This is a genomic window from Kribbella sp. VKM Ac-2568 (assembly GCF_004345365.1).
Lineage (GTDB): Bacteria > Actinomycetota > Actinomycetes > Propionibacteriales > Kribbellaceae > Kribbella > Kribbella orskensis.
Window position 1 is genome coordinate 25,339 of record NZ_SLVF01000005.1, and the last position, 18,137, is coordinate 43,475.

At 68.8% G+C, this 18,137-nt stretch carries 12 protein-coding genes; 5 read left to right on the forward strand and 7 right to left on the reverse strand.

Features of this window, described 5'->3' with window-relative positions; all coding sequences use genetic code 11:
• The first annotated feature begins 105 nt into the window (after positions 1-105).
• A complete protein-coding gene (locus EV648_RS14680; RefSeq protein WP_132186961.1) occupies positions 106-1,038 on the forward strand; it encodes a polyphosphate kinase 2 family protein in 933 nt (310 codons plus the stop codon).
• A gap of 10 nt (positions 1,039-1,048) precedes the next feature.
• Here EV648_RS14680 and EV648_RS14685 read toward each other — a convergent pair whose 3' ends face one another.
• Positions 1,049-3,865: an AAA family ATPase gene (locus tag EV648_RS14685; protein ID WP_199234621.1), complete on the reverse strand. Its 2,817-nt coding sequence runs from the start codon at positions 3,863-3,865 to the stop codon at positions 1,049-1,051.
• Here EV648_RS14685 and EV648_RS14690 point away from each other — a divergent pair.
• The 3 genes from EV648_RS14690 (at position 3,864) to EV648_RS14700 (ending at position 6,724) form a co-directional block, all read left to right on the forward strand.
• Positions 3,864-4,583, forward strand: coding sequence for a DUF4331 family protein (locus EV648_RS14690; protein WP_132290742.1), 720 nt, complete (start codon positions 3,864-3,866; stop codon positions 4,581-4,583). The two genes, EV648_RS14685 and EV648_RS14690, sit on opposite strands and share 2 nt — an antisense overlap.
• A gap of 159 nt (positions 4,584-4,742) precedes the next feature.
• Complete coding sequence (locus tag EV648_RS14695; protein WP_241995184.1) at positions 4,743-5,798, forward strand: HoxN/HupN/NixA family nickel/cobalt transporter; 1,056 nt, start codon at positions 4,743-4,745, stop codon at positions 5,796-5,798.
• Between the two features lie 95 nt (positions 5,799-5,893).
• Entirely contained in the window at positions 5,894-6,724 is an 831-nt protein-coding gene (locus EV648_RS14700; RefSeq protein ID WP_132186957.1) for an amidohydrolase family protein, read from the forward strand.
• A gap of 100 nt (positions 6,725-6,824) precedes the next feature.
• Here EV648_RS14700 and EV648_RS14705 read toward each other — a convergent pair whose 3' ends face one another.
• On the reverse strand, positions 6,825-7,376 hold the full coding sequence (locus tag EV648_RS14705; RefSeq protein ID WP_132290745.1) for a GNAT family N-acetyltransferase: 552 nt from the start codon (positions 7,374-7,376) through the stop codon (positions 6,825-6,827).
• An 810-nt stretch (positions 7,377-8,186) separates the two neighbouring features.
• Here EV648_RS14705 and EV648_RS14710 point away from each other — a divergent pair.
• The gene (locus EV648_RS14710; RefSeq protein WP_132290748.1) at positions 8,187-8,747 is read left to right on the forward strand and encodes a dihydrofolate reductase family protein; all 561 of its coding nucleotides are present in this window, start codon (positions 8,187-8,189) and stop codon (positions 8,745-8,747) included.
• Positions 8,748-8,832: 85 nt separating this feature from the next.
• Here EV648_RS14710 and EV648_RS14715 read toward each other — a convergent pair whose 3' ends face one another.
• From EV648_RS14715 to EV648_RS14745, 5 genes are read right to left on the reverse strand one after another with little or no spacing between them, the layout of a single operon-like run.
• A complete protein-coding gene (locus EV648_RS14715) occupies positions 8,833-9,588 on the reverse strand; it encodes a sirohydrochlorin chelatase (protein ID WP_132290751.1) in 756 nt (251 codons plus the stop codon).
• Positions 9,585-10,709, reverse strand: coding sequence for a uroporphyrinogen-III synthase (locus EV648_RS14720; protein ID WP_241995185.1), 1,125 nt, complete (start codon positions 10,707-10,709; stop codon positions 9,585-9,587). Before EV648_RS14720 ends, EV648_RS14715 begins: the two co-directional genes overlap by 4 nt.
• Positions 10,702-11,052, reverse strand: a complete 351-nt coding sequence (gene nirD, locus EV648_RS14725) for a nitrite reductase small subunit NirD (protein WP_132290754.1) — start codon at positions 11,050-11,052, stop codon at positions 10,702-10,704. The genes EV648_RS14720 and nirD overlap by 8 nt, the downstream gene beginning before the upstream one ends.
• Positions 11,049-16,646, reverse strand: a complete 5,598-nt coding sequence (gene nirB / locus EV648_RS44070) for a nitrite reductase large subunit NirB (protein ID WP_241995186.1) — start codon at positions 16,644-16,646, stop codon at positions 11,049-11,051. The genes nirD and nirB overlap by 4 nt, the downstream gene beginning before the upstream one ends.
• The gene (locus tag EV648_RS14745) at positions 16,643-18,025 is read right to left on the reverse strand and encodes an MFS transporter (protein ID WP_132290757.1); all 1,383 of its coding nucleotides are present in this window, start codon (positions 18,023-18,025) and stop codon (positions 16,643-16,645) included. The genes nirB and EV648_RS14745 overlap by 4 nt, the downstream gene beginning before the upstream one ends.
• Between the last annotated feature and the right edge of the window lie 112 nt (positions 18,026-18,137).

Below are 18,137 nucleotides of genomic sequence, written 5' to 3' on the forward strand. Positions count from 1 at the left end.
GCCTCATCCGGGAGGGGTGATGCAGAACGCTCCCCCAGGCGTTCGACTGGTGGTCGCACGATCCTGTGAACGGCAGTGCCGGATCCAGCCGGTAGGGGGCAGCGGATGACATCTCGCGAGCAACGGATCGCCGATTTCATCCAGGCGTTCCGCGTCGAGCCGGGTTCGAAGGTCAGGCTGCCAAAGGACTTCGATCCAGCCTTCAAGGGCACGATCCGTTCCAAGAAGGAAGGCCGTCGGCTGCTGGCCGAGGGGACGGAACTGCTGGCCGAGTATCAGTCGCGGCTGTACGCACAGCACACCCACGGCGTGCTGGTGGTGCTGCAGGCGCTCGACGCCGGCGGCAAGGACGGCACCATCCGGCACGTGATGACCGGGGTCAATCCCCAGGGTGTGTCGGTGCACAGCTTCAAGGTCCCCTCCAGCGCGGAGCTGGATCACGACTATCTGTGGCGCTACGGGCTGCGCCTGCCCAGCCGCGGTGAGATCGGCATCTTCAATCGCTCGCACTACGAGGAGGTGCTCGTCGTCCGCGTGCACCCAGAGCTCCTCGACCGGCAGAACCTGCCCCGCAGCGCCCGCGGCCAGGGGATCTGGAAACAGCGTTTCCAGGAGATCAACGAGTGGGAGCGAACCCTCAGTCGCAACGGCATCAAGATCGTGAAGCTCTTCCTGAACCTGTCCAAGGAGGAGCAGCGGACCCGCTTCCTGCGGCGGATCGACCTCCCTGACCACAACTGGAAGTTCTCCTCGGCCGACCTCCGCGAGCGGGAGTACTGGGACGACTACCAGCGGGCGTTCTCGAAGGTGCTGTCCAACACCAGCACCGAGTGGGCCCCGTGGCACGTGATTCCCGCCGACCGCAAGTGGTACGCCCGCATCGCCTCGGCCGCGGTGATCGCCAACGCGATGATCGAGATCGATCCTCGCTACCCCACGATCGACAGCAACGCACGACAAGCGCTCCTGGAGGTCAAGAAGACCCTGGAGGCACAGTCGCCGGAGGGGGCGGCGCCCGATCCGTTCGAAGCCGGGTAGGCCGAGGTCGTCATCCAGAGGAGTTCGGGTCTGTGCCAAGAGCGTCGCGGAGGGCGGCTCGGGTGGTGATGCCCAGCTTGGGGAAGATCCGGTAGAGGTGGCCGCTCACGGTGCGGGGTGAGAGGTAGAGCTTCGCGGCGATCTCCTTGTTCGTCAGGCCTGAAGCGGCGAGGGTCGCGATCTGTAGTTCCTGGGCGGTCAGGTTGGAGATGTCCGGAGCTGACTGGGTCGAAGCGAGGCCGGCGGCTCGCAGTTCCCGTTCGGCTCGGGCGGTCCAGGGATCGGCGCCGAGGGTTCTGAACGCGGCGAGAGCCCCCTGGAGCTGGACCTTGGCTTCGGTGAGCGAGCGGGCGCGACGCAGGCGCTCTCCGTAGGCGAGGCGCACCCGGGCGACGTCGAAGGGCCATTGGTCGATCGTGGGGAGATTCAGCGCTTCCTCGAACAGTGCGGGAGCATCCTCGTCGGCGGCCGCGATGCCGGCGGAGCCCGCAGCCAGGATCGCCAGTCTGGGTGAGAGTTCCGACAGCCTCGCGTCCTGCATGGCGCGTACGTGGCGGTCGGCCTCGGCCCGTGGGTCGGTACGGACGGCGGCTTCAACGAGGTCCATGGTGATCCACAGACAGTGCGGAACGTGTGAGGCGAGGGTGCCGGCCGGGCTGACCGTGGTCGCGTGGTGGTACGCGCTCTCGAAGTCGCCGCGTCCGAGGTCGCCGAGGACGAGGGCGTGGTGGGCGAAGATCCTTGCCGTGCCGACGCCTCGCGGACCCGCCCAGCCGATCATCTGTTCGGCCAGCGCCCGGCTCGTCTCGAACCTGCCCATCACCGCGGCCAGCAGCGCCTGGTGATAGCGGAAGTACCAGCCGAAGAATCTGCCACCACCCTCCTCGGTGAGCGAGAGCCCTTCTGCGGCGAGTTCCGCGGCCTCGTCCCACCTGCCTCGGTGGAAGTCGTCGACGCAGATGTCCATGAGTGCCACCAGGTGCCTTCTGGCCGGGCCACCCTCGCGGCCTTGCAGAACCGCCCGCCACAACGGTTCGCGAAGCTCCGCCAGACGGTCGGCGTACCACGCGGCCTCCGCGATGCTCTGCACCTGATGAGAGTTGGTCCCGTCGCGAGCAGCCTGCAGCGCGGCCTGCAGACGAGGAAGCGCAGCGACGCCCGTGCGTGCCGGATCGGCGACCATGTCCAAGGTCAGCGTGAGAGACGGTGGGGGTTCGTGCGAGAGTCGCCCGAGCGCGGCGTACAGCGGCTGCCACAACTCGCTGCGACCGCCGAAGAAGCAGATCAGCAGCAGCGTCGCGAGCCCGTTGACGAGCTCGACGGGGTCGGCATCGCCACGGTCCTGGCTTCCCTCGATGGCGCTGACCATCATGCGGTGGGCGGTGTCGATATGCGCGTCACTGTTGAGCATCACCAGCGTGGCGGCGGACGCATAGTGCAGCGATGAGCTCGCCTGGCTGCTGGCTCGCCGGCTGCCTTCGAGCAGTTCCGCAGTACTCCGGACCTCGCCCATCGCCTCCGCGCCGATGTACGCCGCCGCGGCGAGCCGGCGACCGCGCTCGGCAGAGCTGGGGCTCAGATCGGAAGCGCGCGTGAGCAAGGCGACCGCGGACGTGTAGTCACCTCGCGCGACGACGGTGTGAGCTGCCTCCTCCAGGACCGCCGCGACCTGCTCGTCAGGTTCGACCGTGGCCTCGCCGAGGTGCCAGGCCCGGTGCTCGGGCTGGTTCACGAGGATTGTGGCCAACCTGCGGTGCGCCGAGCGGCGTTCTGCCGAGGTCGTCGCCTCGACAACCGCCGAGCGAATGAGCGGATGCCGGAACACCACCCGGTGCGAGTGCTCCTTCACCTGCACCAGCCGGTCACGCTCGGCCGGCGCCAGGTCGTCGATCCGGTACGCCCCGTCGTTCGCGGCTTCGAGTACGGCGAGGTCGCCCGTACCCTCCAGGGCAGCCGTGAGCAAGAGCTTCTTCGTCGCGTCGGGGAGTTTCGCCACGCGGGACACGAAATGCCTCTGCAAGTGCTGCCCGAGCGGCAGTACGGCGGGGAGCGGCTCGCCCGCGGTGCGCTGCGACTGGCTCAGGGTTCTCGGGAGCTCGAGCAGTGCGAGTGGGATGCCTTGCGCCGTGTCGAGAATCCGAGCCTTGACGGTCGCGTGGAGGTCTGGGAACCGAGCTGCGAGGAGTTGGCCCGCGGCTGTGTCATCCAAGGGCTTCAGCTCGTACTCCGGCAGTCCCGCGCGGTCGAAGAATCCCTGGTCCTCGCCGGTCCGGCTGGCCACCAGCAACCCCGCTCTGCTGCCTGCGAGCCTCCTGGCGACGAAGCTCAGGACGCCCGCGCTGGCCCGATCGATCCAGGGCATGTCGTCGACGATCAGCAACAGCGGCGAGCGGGCTGCCGCCCTGCGCAGGAGGACGGCGGCGGCATTGGACACCAGCAACTGGCCAGGAGGCGGGCCGTCTCCGAACCCGAGGGCCACTTGCAGCGCGTCGCGCTGTGCGGTGTTCAGCTGGTCGAACTCGTCGACGAGCGGGTACAACGCCTGGTTCAGCGCGGCATAGCTGAGCTGACCCTCGAGCTCGGTGCCCGCGACCCGCAGTACGGTCGCTCCCGACGCCCGGGTGTATTCATCAGCGGCGTCCAGAAGCGTCGACTTGCCGACACCAGGTTCTCCCGAAACCACCAGGATCCCGCCGGTCACAGCGGCCTCGCTCACGAAGGCGCGCAGGAACTCCAGCTCCGGCAGCCGTCCGACGAGCATCACGGGTGGGAAATCTCCTGGCGCGGCCGGAGGTACCTCGTAACGGCCACCCTCGGTCGGCGTCATGACTCACCTCCGTGATCCGTCAGCTCCAGTGTGCAAGGAGTGCCGACACCCGGTTGCAGGGAAGGCCGGCGACCCGTTCTGGATCGAGCCCGAGGTCCTGCACGCCGTCGGCCACGCCTTCCAGGACGGGACCACGATCGGCCTCGGGACCTGGACTCCAGACCAGGCGAAGAACCTGTTCGCCGGGCACACCGTCTACTCGATCGTCCTCGAGATCCCCGACACCGAACTGCTCGACCCGGCGCAGACGGCCCGGCCGATCGACGTCTGGGCCGTCGCCAGCCTGGCCACGGACGCGGGCGGCCGGCGCTCGATCAACCGGATCGGGCTGCCGATGATCCACCCGCTGTTCACCCAGTTCAACGAGAAACTCGGTGACGATCTCAACGGCGGCGGGCCCAGCGAGGACCTCGAGACCTACGGGAAGCTGCTGAGCTACGAGATCGCCGGCGTGGTTCGCGCGTACGGCACGGCTGAGGATCCGGACGCGTACGCGACGTCGGTCGTCCACCGGTTCCTGCCCAACGTCCTTCCGTACGTCGTGGGCACACCCGCCAGCTTCGGCTTCGACTCCTGGAACGGCCGGTCGCTCACCGACAACGCACCCAACGTCATGTTCTCGATCGCGGCCAACACGCCGGTCTCCCTCGGGATCGGCAAGGAATCCGTCACCTCGAAACCGCGGGCCTCCTTCCCGTACGTCCCGGCGGCGATCTGAGGCGCCGGCGGCACCGAAGTACGAGATGAATCCGACGAGACGGGCCACACCGGACGCGACTACCCGCGTCCGGTGTGGCCGGGGAGCGAGAACCAAGTGACCGGCAACTGGAGCAATGCCCGAAGAACCGCTGACCTGAGAACCGCTGACCGAAGCCCTGTGCGGCTGGTGATCCTGGCGATGGGAGCGTTCATCCTGCTGCTGCACGTGGCCGGATGGGGTGTGCTCGTGGGGCTGGTCGCGCCAGGGCACTACAGCCTCGGCGTCCAGGGCGGGTTCGGGATCGGCCTCGGGCTGACCGCGTACACGCTCGGCATGCGGCACGCGTTCGACGCCGACCACATCGCGGCGATCGACAACACGACCCGCAAACTGACCGCTGCCGGGCAGCGACCGGTATCCGTCGGGTTCTGGTTCTCCCTCGGCCACTCCAGCGTCGTCTTCGGCCTGTGCCTCCTGCTCGCCCTCGGCGTCCGTTCACTGGTCGGCCAGGTGGAGGACGGCTCCTCCACACTCCAATCGGCCACAGGTCTGATCGGCACGGCCGTGTCCGGCGGGTTCCTCGTCGCCATCGGCCTGATCAACTTCGTCGTACTCGCCCGCATCGCAGGGGTCTTCCGCCGGATGCGGCACAGCGAGCTCGACGAGACCGAACTCGAAGCCCAACTCGACCGCCGCGGCCTGCTCAACCGGCTGCTGCGCCCCTTGACCAAAGCCGTGCGCAAACCGCGCCACATGTACCCGATCGGGCTGCTGTTCGGCCTCGGGTTCGACACCGCCACCGAGGTCTCCCTGCTCGTGCTCGCCGGTGGAGCCGCGGCCTTCGCACTGCCCTGGTACGCCGTCCTCGTCCTGCCCATCCTCTTCGCCGCCGGCATGAGCCTGCTGGACACGATCGACGGCTGCTTCATGAGCTATGCCTACGGCTGGGCCGCGATCAAACCCGTCCGGAAAGTCTTCTACAACCTCGTCATCACAGCGCTGTCCGTCACCATCGCACTCGGCATCGGCACTATCGAGATCCTGTCCATCGTGACCGACCGGCTCGACATCAGGTCCGGACCACTGACCGCCATCAGCCGACTCGACCTGAACAGTGTCGGCCTCGTCATCACCGGCGTGTTCATCGTCACCTGGGCAGTCGCGCTGCTCGTCTGGCGCTACGGCCGAATCGAGGAACGCTGGACCATCCGCCCGACCGACCACGCCCGCTAGGCCAGTTGGCGAGGCAGGCGAAACCTGGAGCGGATCTTTCCAATAATGTACAACTATCTTGTATAGGAGACAATGCGCCACTACAGTTCAGGTGCATGACCACTCAGTTGACCAACGACGCCCATCGCCACATCGGTGTGATGCCGGCGTACCCGTTCTACGGCGGGGCACCTGTTAACCCGGACATGTCGGCACGTGCGACCCTGGCGGAGCTCATTGCCGACCTCGACCGTGAAGGCACTGAACGTGCGCTGGTCCTCCCCAACTACGGGGTACCGGACGCCAAGGTGTCATTCGGCTTCAACCAGTTGGTGCTGGAGGCCGCCGCGAAGGACGACCGGATCAGTTGCGGTCTGTGGGTATCACCGCGCCCCCAGGACGCCGAGATGACGGCAAAGGCCCTCGAGCTTGCGGGTGAGCCCGGCGTGAAGGCGCTCAAGACGAGCTTCCTGCTCGGCGGGAGCGTCGAGGATCCGGAGTGCCAGGCGCAACTCGACAACATGTTCGCAGTCGCCCGGGAGCACGACCTCGTCGTCCACTTCCACACCTCCCCAGGCGCGGCCTCGGACATCGACAAGGTCGGCCAGCTCGTCGACAAGTACGGCGACGACGCGAAGATCCACCTGGTCCACTTCGGCGGCGGCATCAGCGGGCACATCAAGCTGATCAGCTCCCGCTTCTTCGACTGGATCGAAGCCGGCAAGCAGGTGTACACCGACACCAGCTGGGCAGTCGGCTTCGCACCGCGCTGGCTGGCAAGCGAGATCGAGCGCCGGGGCATCGGCCACGACCGCGTCCTCTTCGCCAGCGACGAGCCGTGGGGTGACTACGCGGGCGAAGCTGCCCGTCTCGCGGCGGCGACAGGCGACGGCGAGCTGGGTCGATTGATGTTCGCCGACAACTTCACCACCCTCTACGGCAAGTAGCAGCCCCCGACACCCCAGCAGGATTCCACCGGCCAGCAGGCAGGGTCTTGCGCTGTGACCTGCGGCCAGCGCAAGATCCTTCGTCTTCACACACCGATGATCAGCGGTGGCCGCGGCCTTCCTGCGGCCGGTCCCCAGGCAAGATCGCGCTGTTTGGCTGAAGCACCAGGTCGCGCTGATACCAAGTGCCTGGCTTACCGCCGATGTGGGCTGGGTCTGCGGGCCCGACGGGGACGAACCCGGCTTTGGTCAGCACCTTTTGGGACGCGACATTCTGGTGGGTCGTGGCCGCTCGCAGTGTGCGCAGCCCGTGCTGGGCCGCCGCCAGTTGGCACAGTTCCCGGACGGTCGCGGTCGCCACGCCGCGGCCGGCGACGTGCTGCGCGACCCGGTAGCCGAGTTCCGCAGTGTGGTCCTCGATGTCGACCAGGTTGAACCTGCCGAGTACCGAGCTGTCCTCGGCGACGAGCACGTGGAAGGCGCAGATGCCCGCCTCCTGCTCGGCCAGCAAGGCGTTGTACCTGTCGGTGAACTGGGCGAAGTAGTCGTCGCCGCGGTCGGTGATCGAGGCAGCGAAGTAGGCGCGATTCGCCAACTCGAAGGCCAAGACCGCCGGGGCATGGCTGACATGCAGCCGCTTCAGCTCGGGCATTGCCCAACCTTACCCAGGTGGTACGCCGAAGCCACCTGGTTTCCACACTCGCGCGTTGCGCTTCTTCTCCGAGTACCTCCGTGAGACCGTTGGCGCACTCGCCGTACCACTGGAAAGCCTGGAGAGTAAGGGGGGTGCCGACCTTGGACACACCACCCTCGGATATCTTGTCGAACAGTTCCGTTCTCGGGCGGCTTCTCGAGGAGATCTCCTGGGAAGGGGCCAGAGTCCGCGGTTACCGCGAGGGAGGCCGTGGGCGGGAGACTAATCACCCCCGCGCCGCCGCCGTACGCTGTAAGGGGCCACGGTCGGCTTCCCGTCGAGGAGGCAATCGGCCTGTACCTCGAGCCAGTCTTGGCCCGCACCGCCCGCTTGGACATCCCCCTCGACCAAATGCTGGCTCGGATAGCCGAGACGGTTGCGTGGCTCACCTGGCACGAACTTCGGACAGCGGTGGTCAACGCTCAGATCGACCTGGCCGCCCTGCCGGTTGGCGTCGCCGGGACGGTACAGCGCCTCCGCGACGACCTGGTGAAGGCCATCGATTGGCACAGCTTGAGGTAACTTCCCGATGGCAGTCGCGACGCACGCGACGCCCGGGAGCACAAGAGCGGCAAACCCCTCAATGCCTTGCCGCAGGCGTCGAACTTGCGGTGGCGAGCGCCCAACCCCGGGGCGGGCGGGTCGAGCGGCCGCCGCAGGAGGCGCGATGTGGGTCGCAGTACAAGAGCTGTCGATTCGGGTGGAGGGCGTTCGTGTAGAGGGTGAGAGGCCGGCAACGAGGCCGGCTGCCAACCCTGGGAGTGTGTGATGGGCGAGATCGTGGTGGTCTGCAATGTGACGCTGGATGGTGTTATGCAGGCGCCGGGGCGGCCGGATGAGGACACCCGAGGTGGGTTCGAGTACGGCGGGTGGGCTGTTCCGTACAGCCAGGACGCTATGGGGCGGGTGATGGGCGACCCGGAGGCGGCGCCGGCGGCGTTGTTGCTCGGGCGTCGGACCTATGAGGATTTCGCTGACTTCTGGCCGAAGCAGAAGGACAACCCGTACACCGAGGCGCTCAACCGGCAGCAGAAGTACGTCGTCTCGAACACGCTGGCCGAGCCGCTCCCCTGGGCGAATTCCACTGTCGTCAAGGCGGCGGACATCCCTGCCCTCAAGGCATCACATAACCTGATCATCCTGGGCAGTGGCGCCCTGATCAGCTCGATCCAGGGGCAGATCGACGTGTACAAGATCCTCGTCCACCCACTGGTATTGGGCACCGGCAAACGTCTCTTCGACCCCGCTGCGCGCCAGGACCTCGAGCTCACCGACAGCGTGACCACAACCACCGGCGTCATCATCGCCACCTGCCGCCCCGCGCGATAGCCAAACCGGCCGGGCAGCTGGTCGACGACATGTACGAGTTCGTGCTGGTGCATGGCGCGTATACGGCACTCCGCCGCTGACTCCCCTAGACGGCCACCGCCGACAGGAGCCGCGTCGCGTCGTACCGGGCAAGAGCCAGGCCAGCCACGCGGGGGTCCGCGCCGAGAGGTGCGCTGACAGGTAGGTCGCCGGCGATGCGCCGCACGCGATCCGCGAAGAACCCAGGCGCCAGCATGTAGGTACCCACAGCAACCCGCCCGGTACTGCGGGCCGCGGGGCCGGCGAGGCCGGTAGTCCGGGCGAGGACGGGGGCGAGGCGTTCGCCGGCGCCGGAGACGTAGCCGACTTCGACCGGACGATCGATCAGGGCGGAGAGCATCGCAGCGGTGGCAGAGCAATCGAGAAGAGCCCGGCGGTCCGAGGACCCAGCGGCGGCGAGAACAACCTGATCGATCTCCTCAAGGCCGCCTGACCGGGGATCCAGGCTCTCCCGCAACCGATCGGCAAGAACCTCAGCCAACAAAGGATCAGGCCCCAGCGCCGCAGCAGCCTGCACCTGACCCGGACGGCGCGCAGCCTCGCCAAGGACGTCCACAGCAACGTGATAACCACTGCTCAACAACAACGGCACCACCACCGCCTGGTTGCTATCAGCAACCACCCGGTCCACGAGTGAAGGCAACGCCGGCACATCCACATCCACGAAGCCGAGTGAGATCGGCAGCTCCGGTCGCTGCGCCGCCATCAGCCGCACGAGCGCGTGGATCGTCCGGATCCCGCGAGGATCCGCGGTCCCGTGCGCGGCCGCGATCAGGTCGACGCCACCTACAGCGGCCGTCATGTGGGCACGCCTGCTGGTTCCACGGCCAGGCGATACCCCCGCCGCACAACGGTACGAACCAACTCGGGCCGCCCGACCGCAGTACGGAGCCGGTTGACGGTCACCTCCACCGCATGAACGTCTTCAGCACCAGGCAGAACAGCCAACAAAGCAGGTCGAGACACGACATCCCCACCGGCCGCCACCAACGCAGCCAGTACTGCGCGCGGACCCGGCCCCAGCGGCAACACGACCCCATCCAGCACCGCGGCGCCGCCACGAATCACCAACTGCCCGAAGGCCGTCTCGATCGAGCGAGCATTGTCGTCTGTCAGCCGATCCGTGACGATCCGGATCAACGCACCGAGCCGGAAGCGATCGGGCACCAGCGGCTCCAACCCCAACGCCACGAACGGCCCAGCGGTGATCGGCCCGACGCAGGCGTTCAACACCCGCCCGGTCCGCAACGCCGACACCAATGCGTCGTACTGACCCGTCAGCGCGGCCGCATCCAGCAGGGCCTGCGCACCCGGCGCGGAGGTGTGCACGACAGCATCGACTCCACCCGAACCGATCTGACCGATCACCCGCTCGACGGCGGCCGGATCCGGCGCCGGCCCCCAGCGATACACCTCGAGTCCGCGCACCGAAGCACCGACCGCGCGGAGTTCGTCCTGCAGCGCGGGATCCGACAAGCCGTGCAACTGAACGACGATCTTCCGACCGGCGACGCCTTGGTCGCGCAACCAGTCGACGACCTCGGCCGTCGTCTCGGTCCGGGCGGACCAGTGCTCGACCAACCCGGCCGCGCGGATCGCACCGCGTGCCTTCGGACCGCGTGCGAGCAGCCGCGACGACTCCAGCGTGGTCAGCAGGTCCGCCGCGAGGCCAGCTGTGTCCGCGGCCTCGACCCAACCGCGGAACCCGACCGCGGTGGTGACCACCACATCGTCCGGCGGGTTCGCGATCACCCGCCGGGTGGCCTCGATCAGCGGCTGGTCGTCGGCGGCCGGCACGATCTGCAGCGTCGGCGCGTGCAGCACCTTCGCGCCCCGGCGTTCGAACGACGCGATCAGGTCGTCCGCCCGCCGGTGCGCGGTGACGGCGATCGTGCAGCCGCTCAGCGGACCGGGCCTAGTCACCGACGATCACCTGGCCGTCGGCCACCCTCACCCGGTACGTCGGGATGCTGACCTCGGGGTCGTCCAGACAGACACCGGTGCGCAGGTCGTATACCTGCTTGAACATCGGCGACGCCACCGTCGGCACGTCACCGCGGCTGCCCACGATGCCGCGCGACATCACGTTCGCCCCGCTCACCGGGTCCTGGTTGCCCAGGGCATACACCTCGCCGTCGTAGGTGCGGAACACCGCGATCTGGCGATCCCCGATCAGCGCGGCGACACCTCGCTCCGGCAGCAGCGCGTCGTACGCGCAGACCGGTACGGCGGTGATCGCCGCCTCCGTCATCGGCGACAGGGTCATCGACGTACCTCCAATCGGGGGCCGGCGAGCAGCACCGGCTCCAGTTGACCGCGTTCGGCCGGGGTCGCCGGCCGAGGTTGGTTGCGTTCGACCACGTACCGCAGGTCGGCGTCGGGCTGGTCCGGCGCGTTCACGAACGACACGAACCGGGCCAGCTTGTCCGGGTCCTGCAAGGTGGCCTGCCACTCGTCGACGTAGGAGTCGACGTGCGCGGCCATCGCCGCGTCCAGGTCGGCCGCGATGCCGAGGCTGTCGTTCAGCACGACGTCGCGGACGTGGTCGAGACCTCCGTCGATCTCGTTGATCCAGACGGCCGTCCGCTGCAGCCGGTCACCGGTGCGGATGTAGTACATCAGGAACCGGTCGATTGCCTGCAGCAACTGCTCGTCGGTGAGGTCGGAGGCGAGCAGCTGCGCGTGCCGCGGCGTCATGCCGCCGTTGCCGCCGACATAGAGGTTCCACCCGTTCTCGGTGGCGATCACGCCGACGTCCTTGCCGCGGGCCTCGGCGCACTCCCGAGCACAGCCGGAGACGCCGAGCTTGAGCTTGTGCGGCGACCGCAGCCCGCGGTACCGCAGCTCCAGCGCGATCGCCATCCCGACGGAGTCCTGTACGCCGTACCGGCACCAGGTGGAGCCGACGCAGGACTTCACCGTGCGCAGCGCCTTGCCATAGGCATGGCCGGACTCGAACCCGGCGTCCACCAGCCGCTGCCAGATCGCCGGCAACTGTTCGATCCGGGCGCCGAACAGGTCGACCCGCTGCCCGCCGGTGATCTTGGTGTAGAGGCCGAAGTCGCGGGCCACCTGGCCGATCGCGATCAGGCCCTCCGGCGTCACCTCGCCACCCGGGATCCGCGGCACGACGGAGTACGTGCCGTCCTTCTGGATGTTCGCCATCACGTGGTCGTTGGTGTCCTGCAGCGTCGCGCGCTCTCCGTCGAGCACGTGGCCGGCCGGGTCCAGACTGGACAGGATCGAGGCGACCACGGGCTTGCAGATGTCGCAACCGCGGCCAGTTCCGTGCCGGTCGACGATCTCGCTGAAGGTGCGCAGCCCGGTCACCCGCACCACGTCGAACAGCTCCGCCCGGGACAGCGCGAAGTGCTCGCACAACGCCTTGCTGACCTCGACACCGGCCGCCGCCAGTTCGGCGTTGAGCAGGTTCTTCACGATCGGCAGGCACGATCCACAGCTCGTGCCGGCCTTGGTCTTGCCGCACAGCGACTTCAGATCGCCGCATCCTTCGTCGCGCACCGCGCAGCGGATGGCCCCGGCCGCGACGTTGTTGCACGAGCAGACCGGCGCGTCGTCCGGCAGTTCCAGTTGCGCGGGCTGCGATCCCTCCGGCAGCAGGAAGGACGCGGGGTCTGCGCCGAGCTCACGACCCACCATCGGTCGCAAGGCCGAGTACGCCGACGCGTCGCCGACGAGGATTCCACCCAGCAACGTGCGGGCGTCGTCGGACAGCACCAGCTTCTTGTAGACCCCCGCCACCGGGTCGGCGTACACGATGTCGAGCGCGCCCTCCGTGGCTCCGAAGGCGTCACCGAAGCTGGCCACGTCGACACCGAGCAACTTGAGCTTGGTCGACGAGTCGGCACCGGGGAAGGTCGCCTCGCCACCGAGGAGGCGGTCGGCCACGATCTCGGCCATCGCGTAGCCAGGGGCGACCAGTCCCCAGACGCGTCCCTCGATGCAGGCGACCTCGCCGATCGCCCAGACACCCGGCACCGAAGTACGGCAGGTGTCGTCGACGACCACACCACCGCGTTCGCCGATCTCGAGGCCGGCGGCTCGGCCGAGTTCGTCGCGCGGCCGGACTCCGGTGGCGAAGACGACGACGTCCGCGGGCAGATCCGGGCCATCGGCAACAGCCATCGCCCGGGCGGCTCCCTGCGAGGTCGTCTTCACCCGGGTGACCTGAGTCGCGGTCAGCACGTCCACGTCGAGGCCGCGGATGAGCCGGGCGAGCGCGCTGCCGCCGCCCTCGTCCACCTGCAGCGGCATCAACCGCGGCGCGAACTCGACCACCTTCGTCGCCGCACCCAACGCACGCAGGGCGCCGGCCGCCTCCAGCCCGAGCAGGCCGCCACCGACGACAACGCCGCGAACCTCCTTGCCCTCGGACCGCAACCTCTCGACGTACACCCGGAGGGCGGCGACATCGTCGATGGTCCGGTAGACGAAGCAGCCGTTGACGTCGCTGTTCTTGACCGGCGGAACGAAGGCGCTCGAGCCTGTCGCGAGGACCAGTTCGTCGTAGCCGATCACGTCGCCGCGAGTGGTCTGCACCGTGCGCGCCTCGGCGTCGAGAGAAGCGACCGTGACGCCCTTGCGTAGGGTCACCGCCGGGTCGTCCCAGAGCTCCGGCTCACCCAGCGAGAGGTCGTGCGGGTCCCGGCCGGAGAAGTAGCTGGTCAGGGCGACCCGGTCGTAGGGCAGCCGCGGCTCCTCGGCCAGCACGGTGATGCGCCACTCGATCCCGGTGTCGCGGGACCGTAGCGCCTCGACCAGCCGGTGCGCGACCATACCGCCGCCCACGATCACCAAATGCCGGGCCTTCTTCAACTCTGTCATGGTTGCCCTCCTGGTCGGCACGGGTTCGGTCTCGCCGCGCCGGAGCCGGTCGAGAAGGTCACCGACAGCGCCTGTGCAGCTGCCGCAACCGGTGGTCGCTCTGGTTGTCGCCGCGATGCCGGCCACGCTGTCGGCACCCGCTTGCCACGCCGCCTCGATCGCGGCCCTGGTCACGCCGTTGCACCGGCAGACCGTCAATGCCTTGCGCTTCGGCGGTTCAGGTGCCGCCAGCAACGAATCCGCCCGCACCGGCGTCTGCCGATCGGCCAGCAGGACGAGTTCGGCGGCCACCTCCGGCGCACTGATCGCCACGGCCGCCCGCACCACGCCGTCCCGCAGTACCGCCCGGACGTAGCGCTCGCCGTCTTCCAGCCGGACGGCCTCGCCCTCTTCATCCCGACCGCCGAGAATCAGTACGTCGAGCCCGCCCGCGGTGATCCGGACGACATCGTCCAGCCCATCGTCGGTGGGCTCGTCAACCAGCAGCTCTCCGAAGACAGCCCGGCCGCTCACCGTCACGGAACGGAATCGACCGTTCTTGAGCTCGGTCCCTTCCACCGTGGCGTTGAGCAGTACCTCGATGCCGAGCTCGCGAACAGCTCGGGTGATCCGCCGACCCGCTGTGGGTCGAATCGCCTTGTCCAGCAGGGTTTCACCGGCATGCACCACCGTCACCGCGACCCCGCTCTCCCGCAGAGTGGCGGCCGCCCGGACGGCTCGCACCCCGCCGCCGAGCACCACGGCGCGCCGTACCTGCTGGCCGGTTGTCTGCGCGGCATCCGCCGTCGGCTGCGCGGACCCGCGGGCCGCTACGAACCCACCGCCCGGCGACGACTCGGCGGTCTGCACGGCCAGCCGGCTGCGGGTGGTGAAGTCGGGCGAGGTCTCAGCGGTCAGCTCCACCGCGCAGACCTTGAACTCCGGCATGCGCGAGACCGGATCGAGCGCGTCGTTGGTCAGCTCGTTCACGCTGCCCTCACCGCCGAAGTGGAACGGCACGAACACCGTGTCCGGCCGTACGTCGGAGGTCACCCGCGCCGGCAGCACCATCGAACCCCGAGTGGTCCGCAACCGGACCGGCCGCCCGTCCACGATCCCCAACTGCGCGGCGACCCGCGGATGTATCTCGGCGAACACCTCCGGCTCCGCCTCGGCCAGTTCGGCGACCCGCCTGGTCTGCGCTCCGCTCTGGTAGTGCTGCAGCAACCGCCCGGTCACCAGGTAGTACGGCGCGTCCGGCCGCAGGTCGTCGGCGACCGCCCGGTGATCCACGATGACGACCCGCGCCCGGCCGTCCGGAGTACCGAAGCGGTCCGCGAAGAGCCGCGGCGTACCAGGGTGCTCGTCGGACGGACAGGGCCAGAAGACGGCCTCGCCGGCATCCAGCCGGTCCCAGCTGATCCCCGAGTAGTCGGCGATCCCACCCGCACTCGCGACCCGCAACTCGTCATACACAGCGGCCGGATCCGTCGAGAACGGCACCTCGGGACGCAGCCGTTCGGCCAGCCCGGCGAACACTGCAAGATCGCTCCGCACTTCGCCAGGAGCCGGTACTGCGACCCGCCGGCGCAGCACGCGTCCTTCCAGGGAGGTCATCGTGCCCTCCTCCTCGGCCCACTGCGTGACCGGGAAGACGACATCGGCGAGCAGGGCGGTCTCGCTCGGGACAACGTCCGCCACCACCAGCAGGTCCAGCGCCGCGAGTCGCTCGCGGACCGAGGCCAGCTTCGGTGCCGAGACCACCAGGTTGCTGCCGTGGACGAGCAACGCACGAGGCCCGTCCGGCGTACCGAGGGCGTCGATCAACTCGACCGCGCTGCGGCCGGGACCGGGCAGTTCGTCGGGGTCGACACCCCAGACGCCCCCGACGTAGGCGCGCGCCTCGGGGTCGGCGATGCTCCGGTAGCCGGGGAGTTGGTCTGCCTTCTGGCCGTGCTCGCGGCCGCCCTGGCCGTTGCCCTGCCCGGTGATGCAGCCATAACCGCTACCGAGCCGCCCTGGCAGCCCAAGCGCCAGGGCGAGGTTGATGCAGGCCGTGACGGTGTCCGTGCCCTTAATGTGCTGCTCGGCACCCCGGCCGGTCAGGATGAACGCCCCTGCCCCGCGATGGACCGGAGCAGCCGCCGCCAACACCCGCGCAGCCTTCCTGATCGTCACAGCCGGTACGCCGGTGACTCGCTCGGCTCGCTCCGGCCACCAGGCGGTGGTGGAGCGGAACAGCCCGTCCGGGTCATCCGTCCGCTCTGCCAGGTACGCGCTGTCTGCCAGGCCCTCCTGCAGGATCACGTGAGTCAGCGAGAGCACCAGAGCCAGGTCACTCCCGGGAGTCGCCTGCAGGTGGATCCCGGCGCCGTCCTCGCTCAGCCCGGCGGTCGCAGTACGGCGTGGGTCGACCACCAGTAGCCCGCCCGCGTCCCGGGCGCCGGCCAGATGCGCGACGGCGGGCGGCATCGTCTCGGCGAGGTTACTGCCGACCAACAGGATCGCGCCGGCGCCGCCGAGATCCGCCAGCGGGAAGGGCAGGCCGCGATCGATGCCGAAGGCCCGGTTCGTCGCGGCCGCCGCGGACGACATGCAGAAGCGGCCGTTGTAGTCCACGTTCGAGGTCCGCAGGGTGACTCGGGCGAACTTGCCGAGTGCATAGGCCTTCTCGTTCGTCAGCCCGCCACCGCCGAAGACTGCGACCGAGTCGTTGCCGTGCTCGACCTGCAGCGAGCGGAGCCGGTCTGCGACGAAGTCCAGCGCGTGCTCCCAGGTCGTCTCGACCAGACTTCCGGAGTCGTCCCGGACCAGCGGCTTCGTCAGCCGGTCCGGAACCGTGAGCACCTCGGGAGCGGTCCAGCCCTTGCGGCACAGCCCGCCCCGGTTGGTCGGGAACTCCCGCGGCTTCACGGTGACGGCGCCCCGCCCAGCCTCTCGCCCAGTGTCCGGCCCTGCACCCGGCCGGTCGGCCGGGTGCAGAGTCGTCGCGCACTGCAGAGCGCAGTACGGGCAGTGGGTGTCGACTCCCGTCACACGCGCTCATGGCTGAGCGGGCCACCCCGACGCAGGTAGCAGAAGTAGGTCAGCCCCAGACAGACCACGTAGAAGGCGCAGAAGCAGTAGAGCGCCGGGACGAGCGAGCCGTAGTGGCCGCTCGACATCGCGAAGCCCCGCGGCACCAGGAACCCGCCGTACGCACCGATCGCCGAGGCGATCCCGATGCAGGCAGCGGCCTCCCGGCGGGCCCGGACCAGGTCGGGCCCGCCGTCGAGGTCCCGGGTGGTCTGCCGGAACACCGCGGGGATCATCCGGTACGTCGAACCGTTGCCGGCGCCGCTGGCCACGAACAGCACCAGGAAGCTGAGCAGGAACCCGGTGAAGCTCTCGGCCTTCAGCGCCACGATCGCCGAGAGGATCCCGATGCCCATCACCACGAACGCGCAGACCGTCACCCAGGCGCCGCCGACCGCGTCGGACAGCTTGCCGCCGAACGGCCGGGACACGGACCCCACCAGCGCGCCGAGGAAGGCGATGTGGGCCACCGTGATCTCGGGGAACGTCGTCTTGATCAGCAGCGGGAAGGCCGCCGAGAAGCCGATGAACGACCCGAAGGTGCCGATGTAGAGGAACGAGATCACCCAGGTGTGGGGCCGCTTCGCCGCTGCCACGGAGGCACGGAAGGACGAGGTCGCCGCGGTCAGGTTGTCCATCACTCGCCACGCCAGGACCGCCGCCAGCAGGATCAGCGGAATCCACATCAGCCCGGCCCGGTTGAGCGACAGCCCCGCGCCCGCCACGATCACGATCGGCACCAGCAACTGGACCACCGCCACGCCCAGGTTGCCGCCGGCCGCGTTGAGGCCCAGCGCGAAGCCCTTGTCCCGCTCGGGGAAGAAGAAGGAGATGTTGGTCATGCTGCTGGCGAAGTTTCCGCCGCCCGCACCCGCGGTGGCCGCGACCAGCGCCATCAGCCAGAACGGCGTGTCCGGCCGGCTGACGAAGTACGCGAGTCCGAGTGACGGGATCAGCAGCAGCAACGCGGACACCATCGTCCAGTTGCGCCCACCGAACTTCGGCACGGCGAAGGTGTACGGCAGCCGCAGCGTGGCTCCCACCAGGCTCGGCAGCGCCACCAGCCAGAACATCTGGTCCGTGCTGTAGCCGAACCCGGCGGCCGGCAGGGAGACGACCACGATGCTCCACAGTTGCCAGACCGAGAAGCCGAGGAACTCGGCAAAGATCGACGGCCACAGGTTGCGGCGCGCCACCCGGCGCCCCTTCGCCGCCCAGAACCCGGCGTCCTCGGGGTCCCAGACGTCGATCCAGCGCCCGCGCCGTGGCGCCTCGACCGTACCCACCGCGCCGGCCTGGTCGCGCGGAGTAACGACCTCCGGTCGTGCCTCGAGCGTCATCGTTCGTCTCCGATCATCCGACCTCACTGATTAGGCCAGGACGCTATGACCGGGGTGTTTCCGAGTGGTCATCTCGTTGTTACGCCGTCGAAACGGCTCCCGCACACCTCCC

What these genes read in the sequence shown, in the direction of transcription:
- EV648_RS14680 (WP_132186961.1), top strand. Translation starts at nt 106, where the DNA reads ATGACATCTCGCGAGCAACGGATCGCCGATTTCATCCAGGCGTTCCGC.
- EV648_RS14690 (WP_132290742.1), top strand. Translation starts at nt 3,864, where the DNA reads ATGACTCACCTCCGTGATCCGTCAGCTCCAGTGTGCAAGGAGTGCCGA.
- EV648_RS14685 (WP_199234621.1), bottom strand. Translation starts at nt 3,865, where the DNA reads ATGACGCCGACCGAGGGTGGCCGTTACGAGGTACCTCCGGCCGCGCCA.
- EV648_RS14700 (WP_132186957.1), top strand. Translation starts at nt 5,894, where the DNA reads ATGACCACTCAGTTGACCAACGACGCCCATCGCCACATCGGTGTGATG.
- EV648_RS14705 (WP_132290745.1), bottom strand. Translation starts at nt 7,376, where the DNA reads ATGCCCGAGCTGAAGCGGCTGCATGTCAGCCATGCCCCGGCGGTCTTG.
- EV648_RS14710 (WP_132290748.1), top strand. Translation starts at nt 8,187, where the DNA reads ATGGGCGAGATCGTGGTGGTCTGCAATGTGACGCTGGATGGTGTTATG.
- EV648_RS14715 (WP_132290751.1), bottom strand. Translation starts at nt 9,588, where the DNA reads ATGACGGCCGCTGTAGGTGGCGTCGACCTGATCGCGGCCGCGCACGGG.
- nirD (WP_132290754.1), bottom strand. Translation starts at nt 11,052, where the DNA reads ATGACCCTGTCGCCGATGACGGAGGCGGCGATCACCGCCGTACCGGTC.
- EV648_RS14745 (WP_132290757.1), bottom strand. Translation starts at nt 18,025, where the DNA reads ATGACGCTCGAGGCACGACCGGAGGTCGTTACTCCGCGCGACCAGGCC.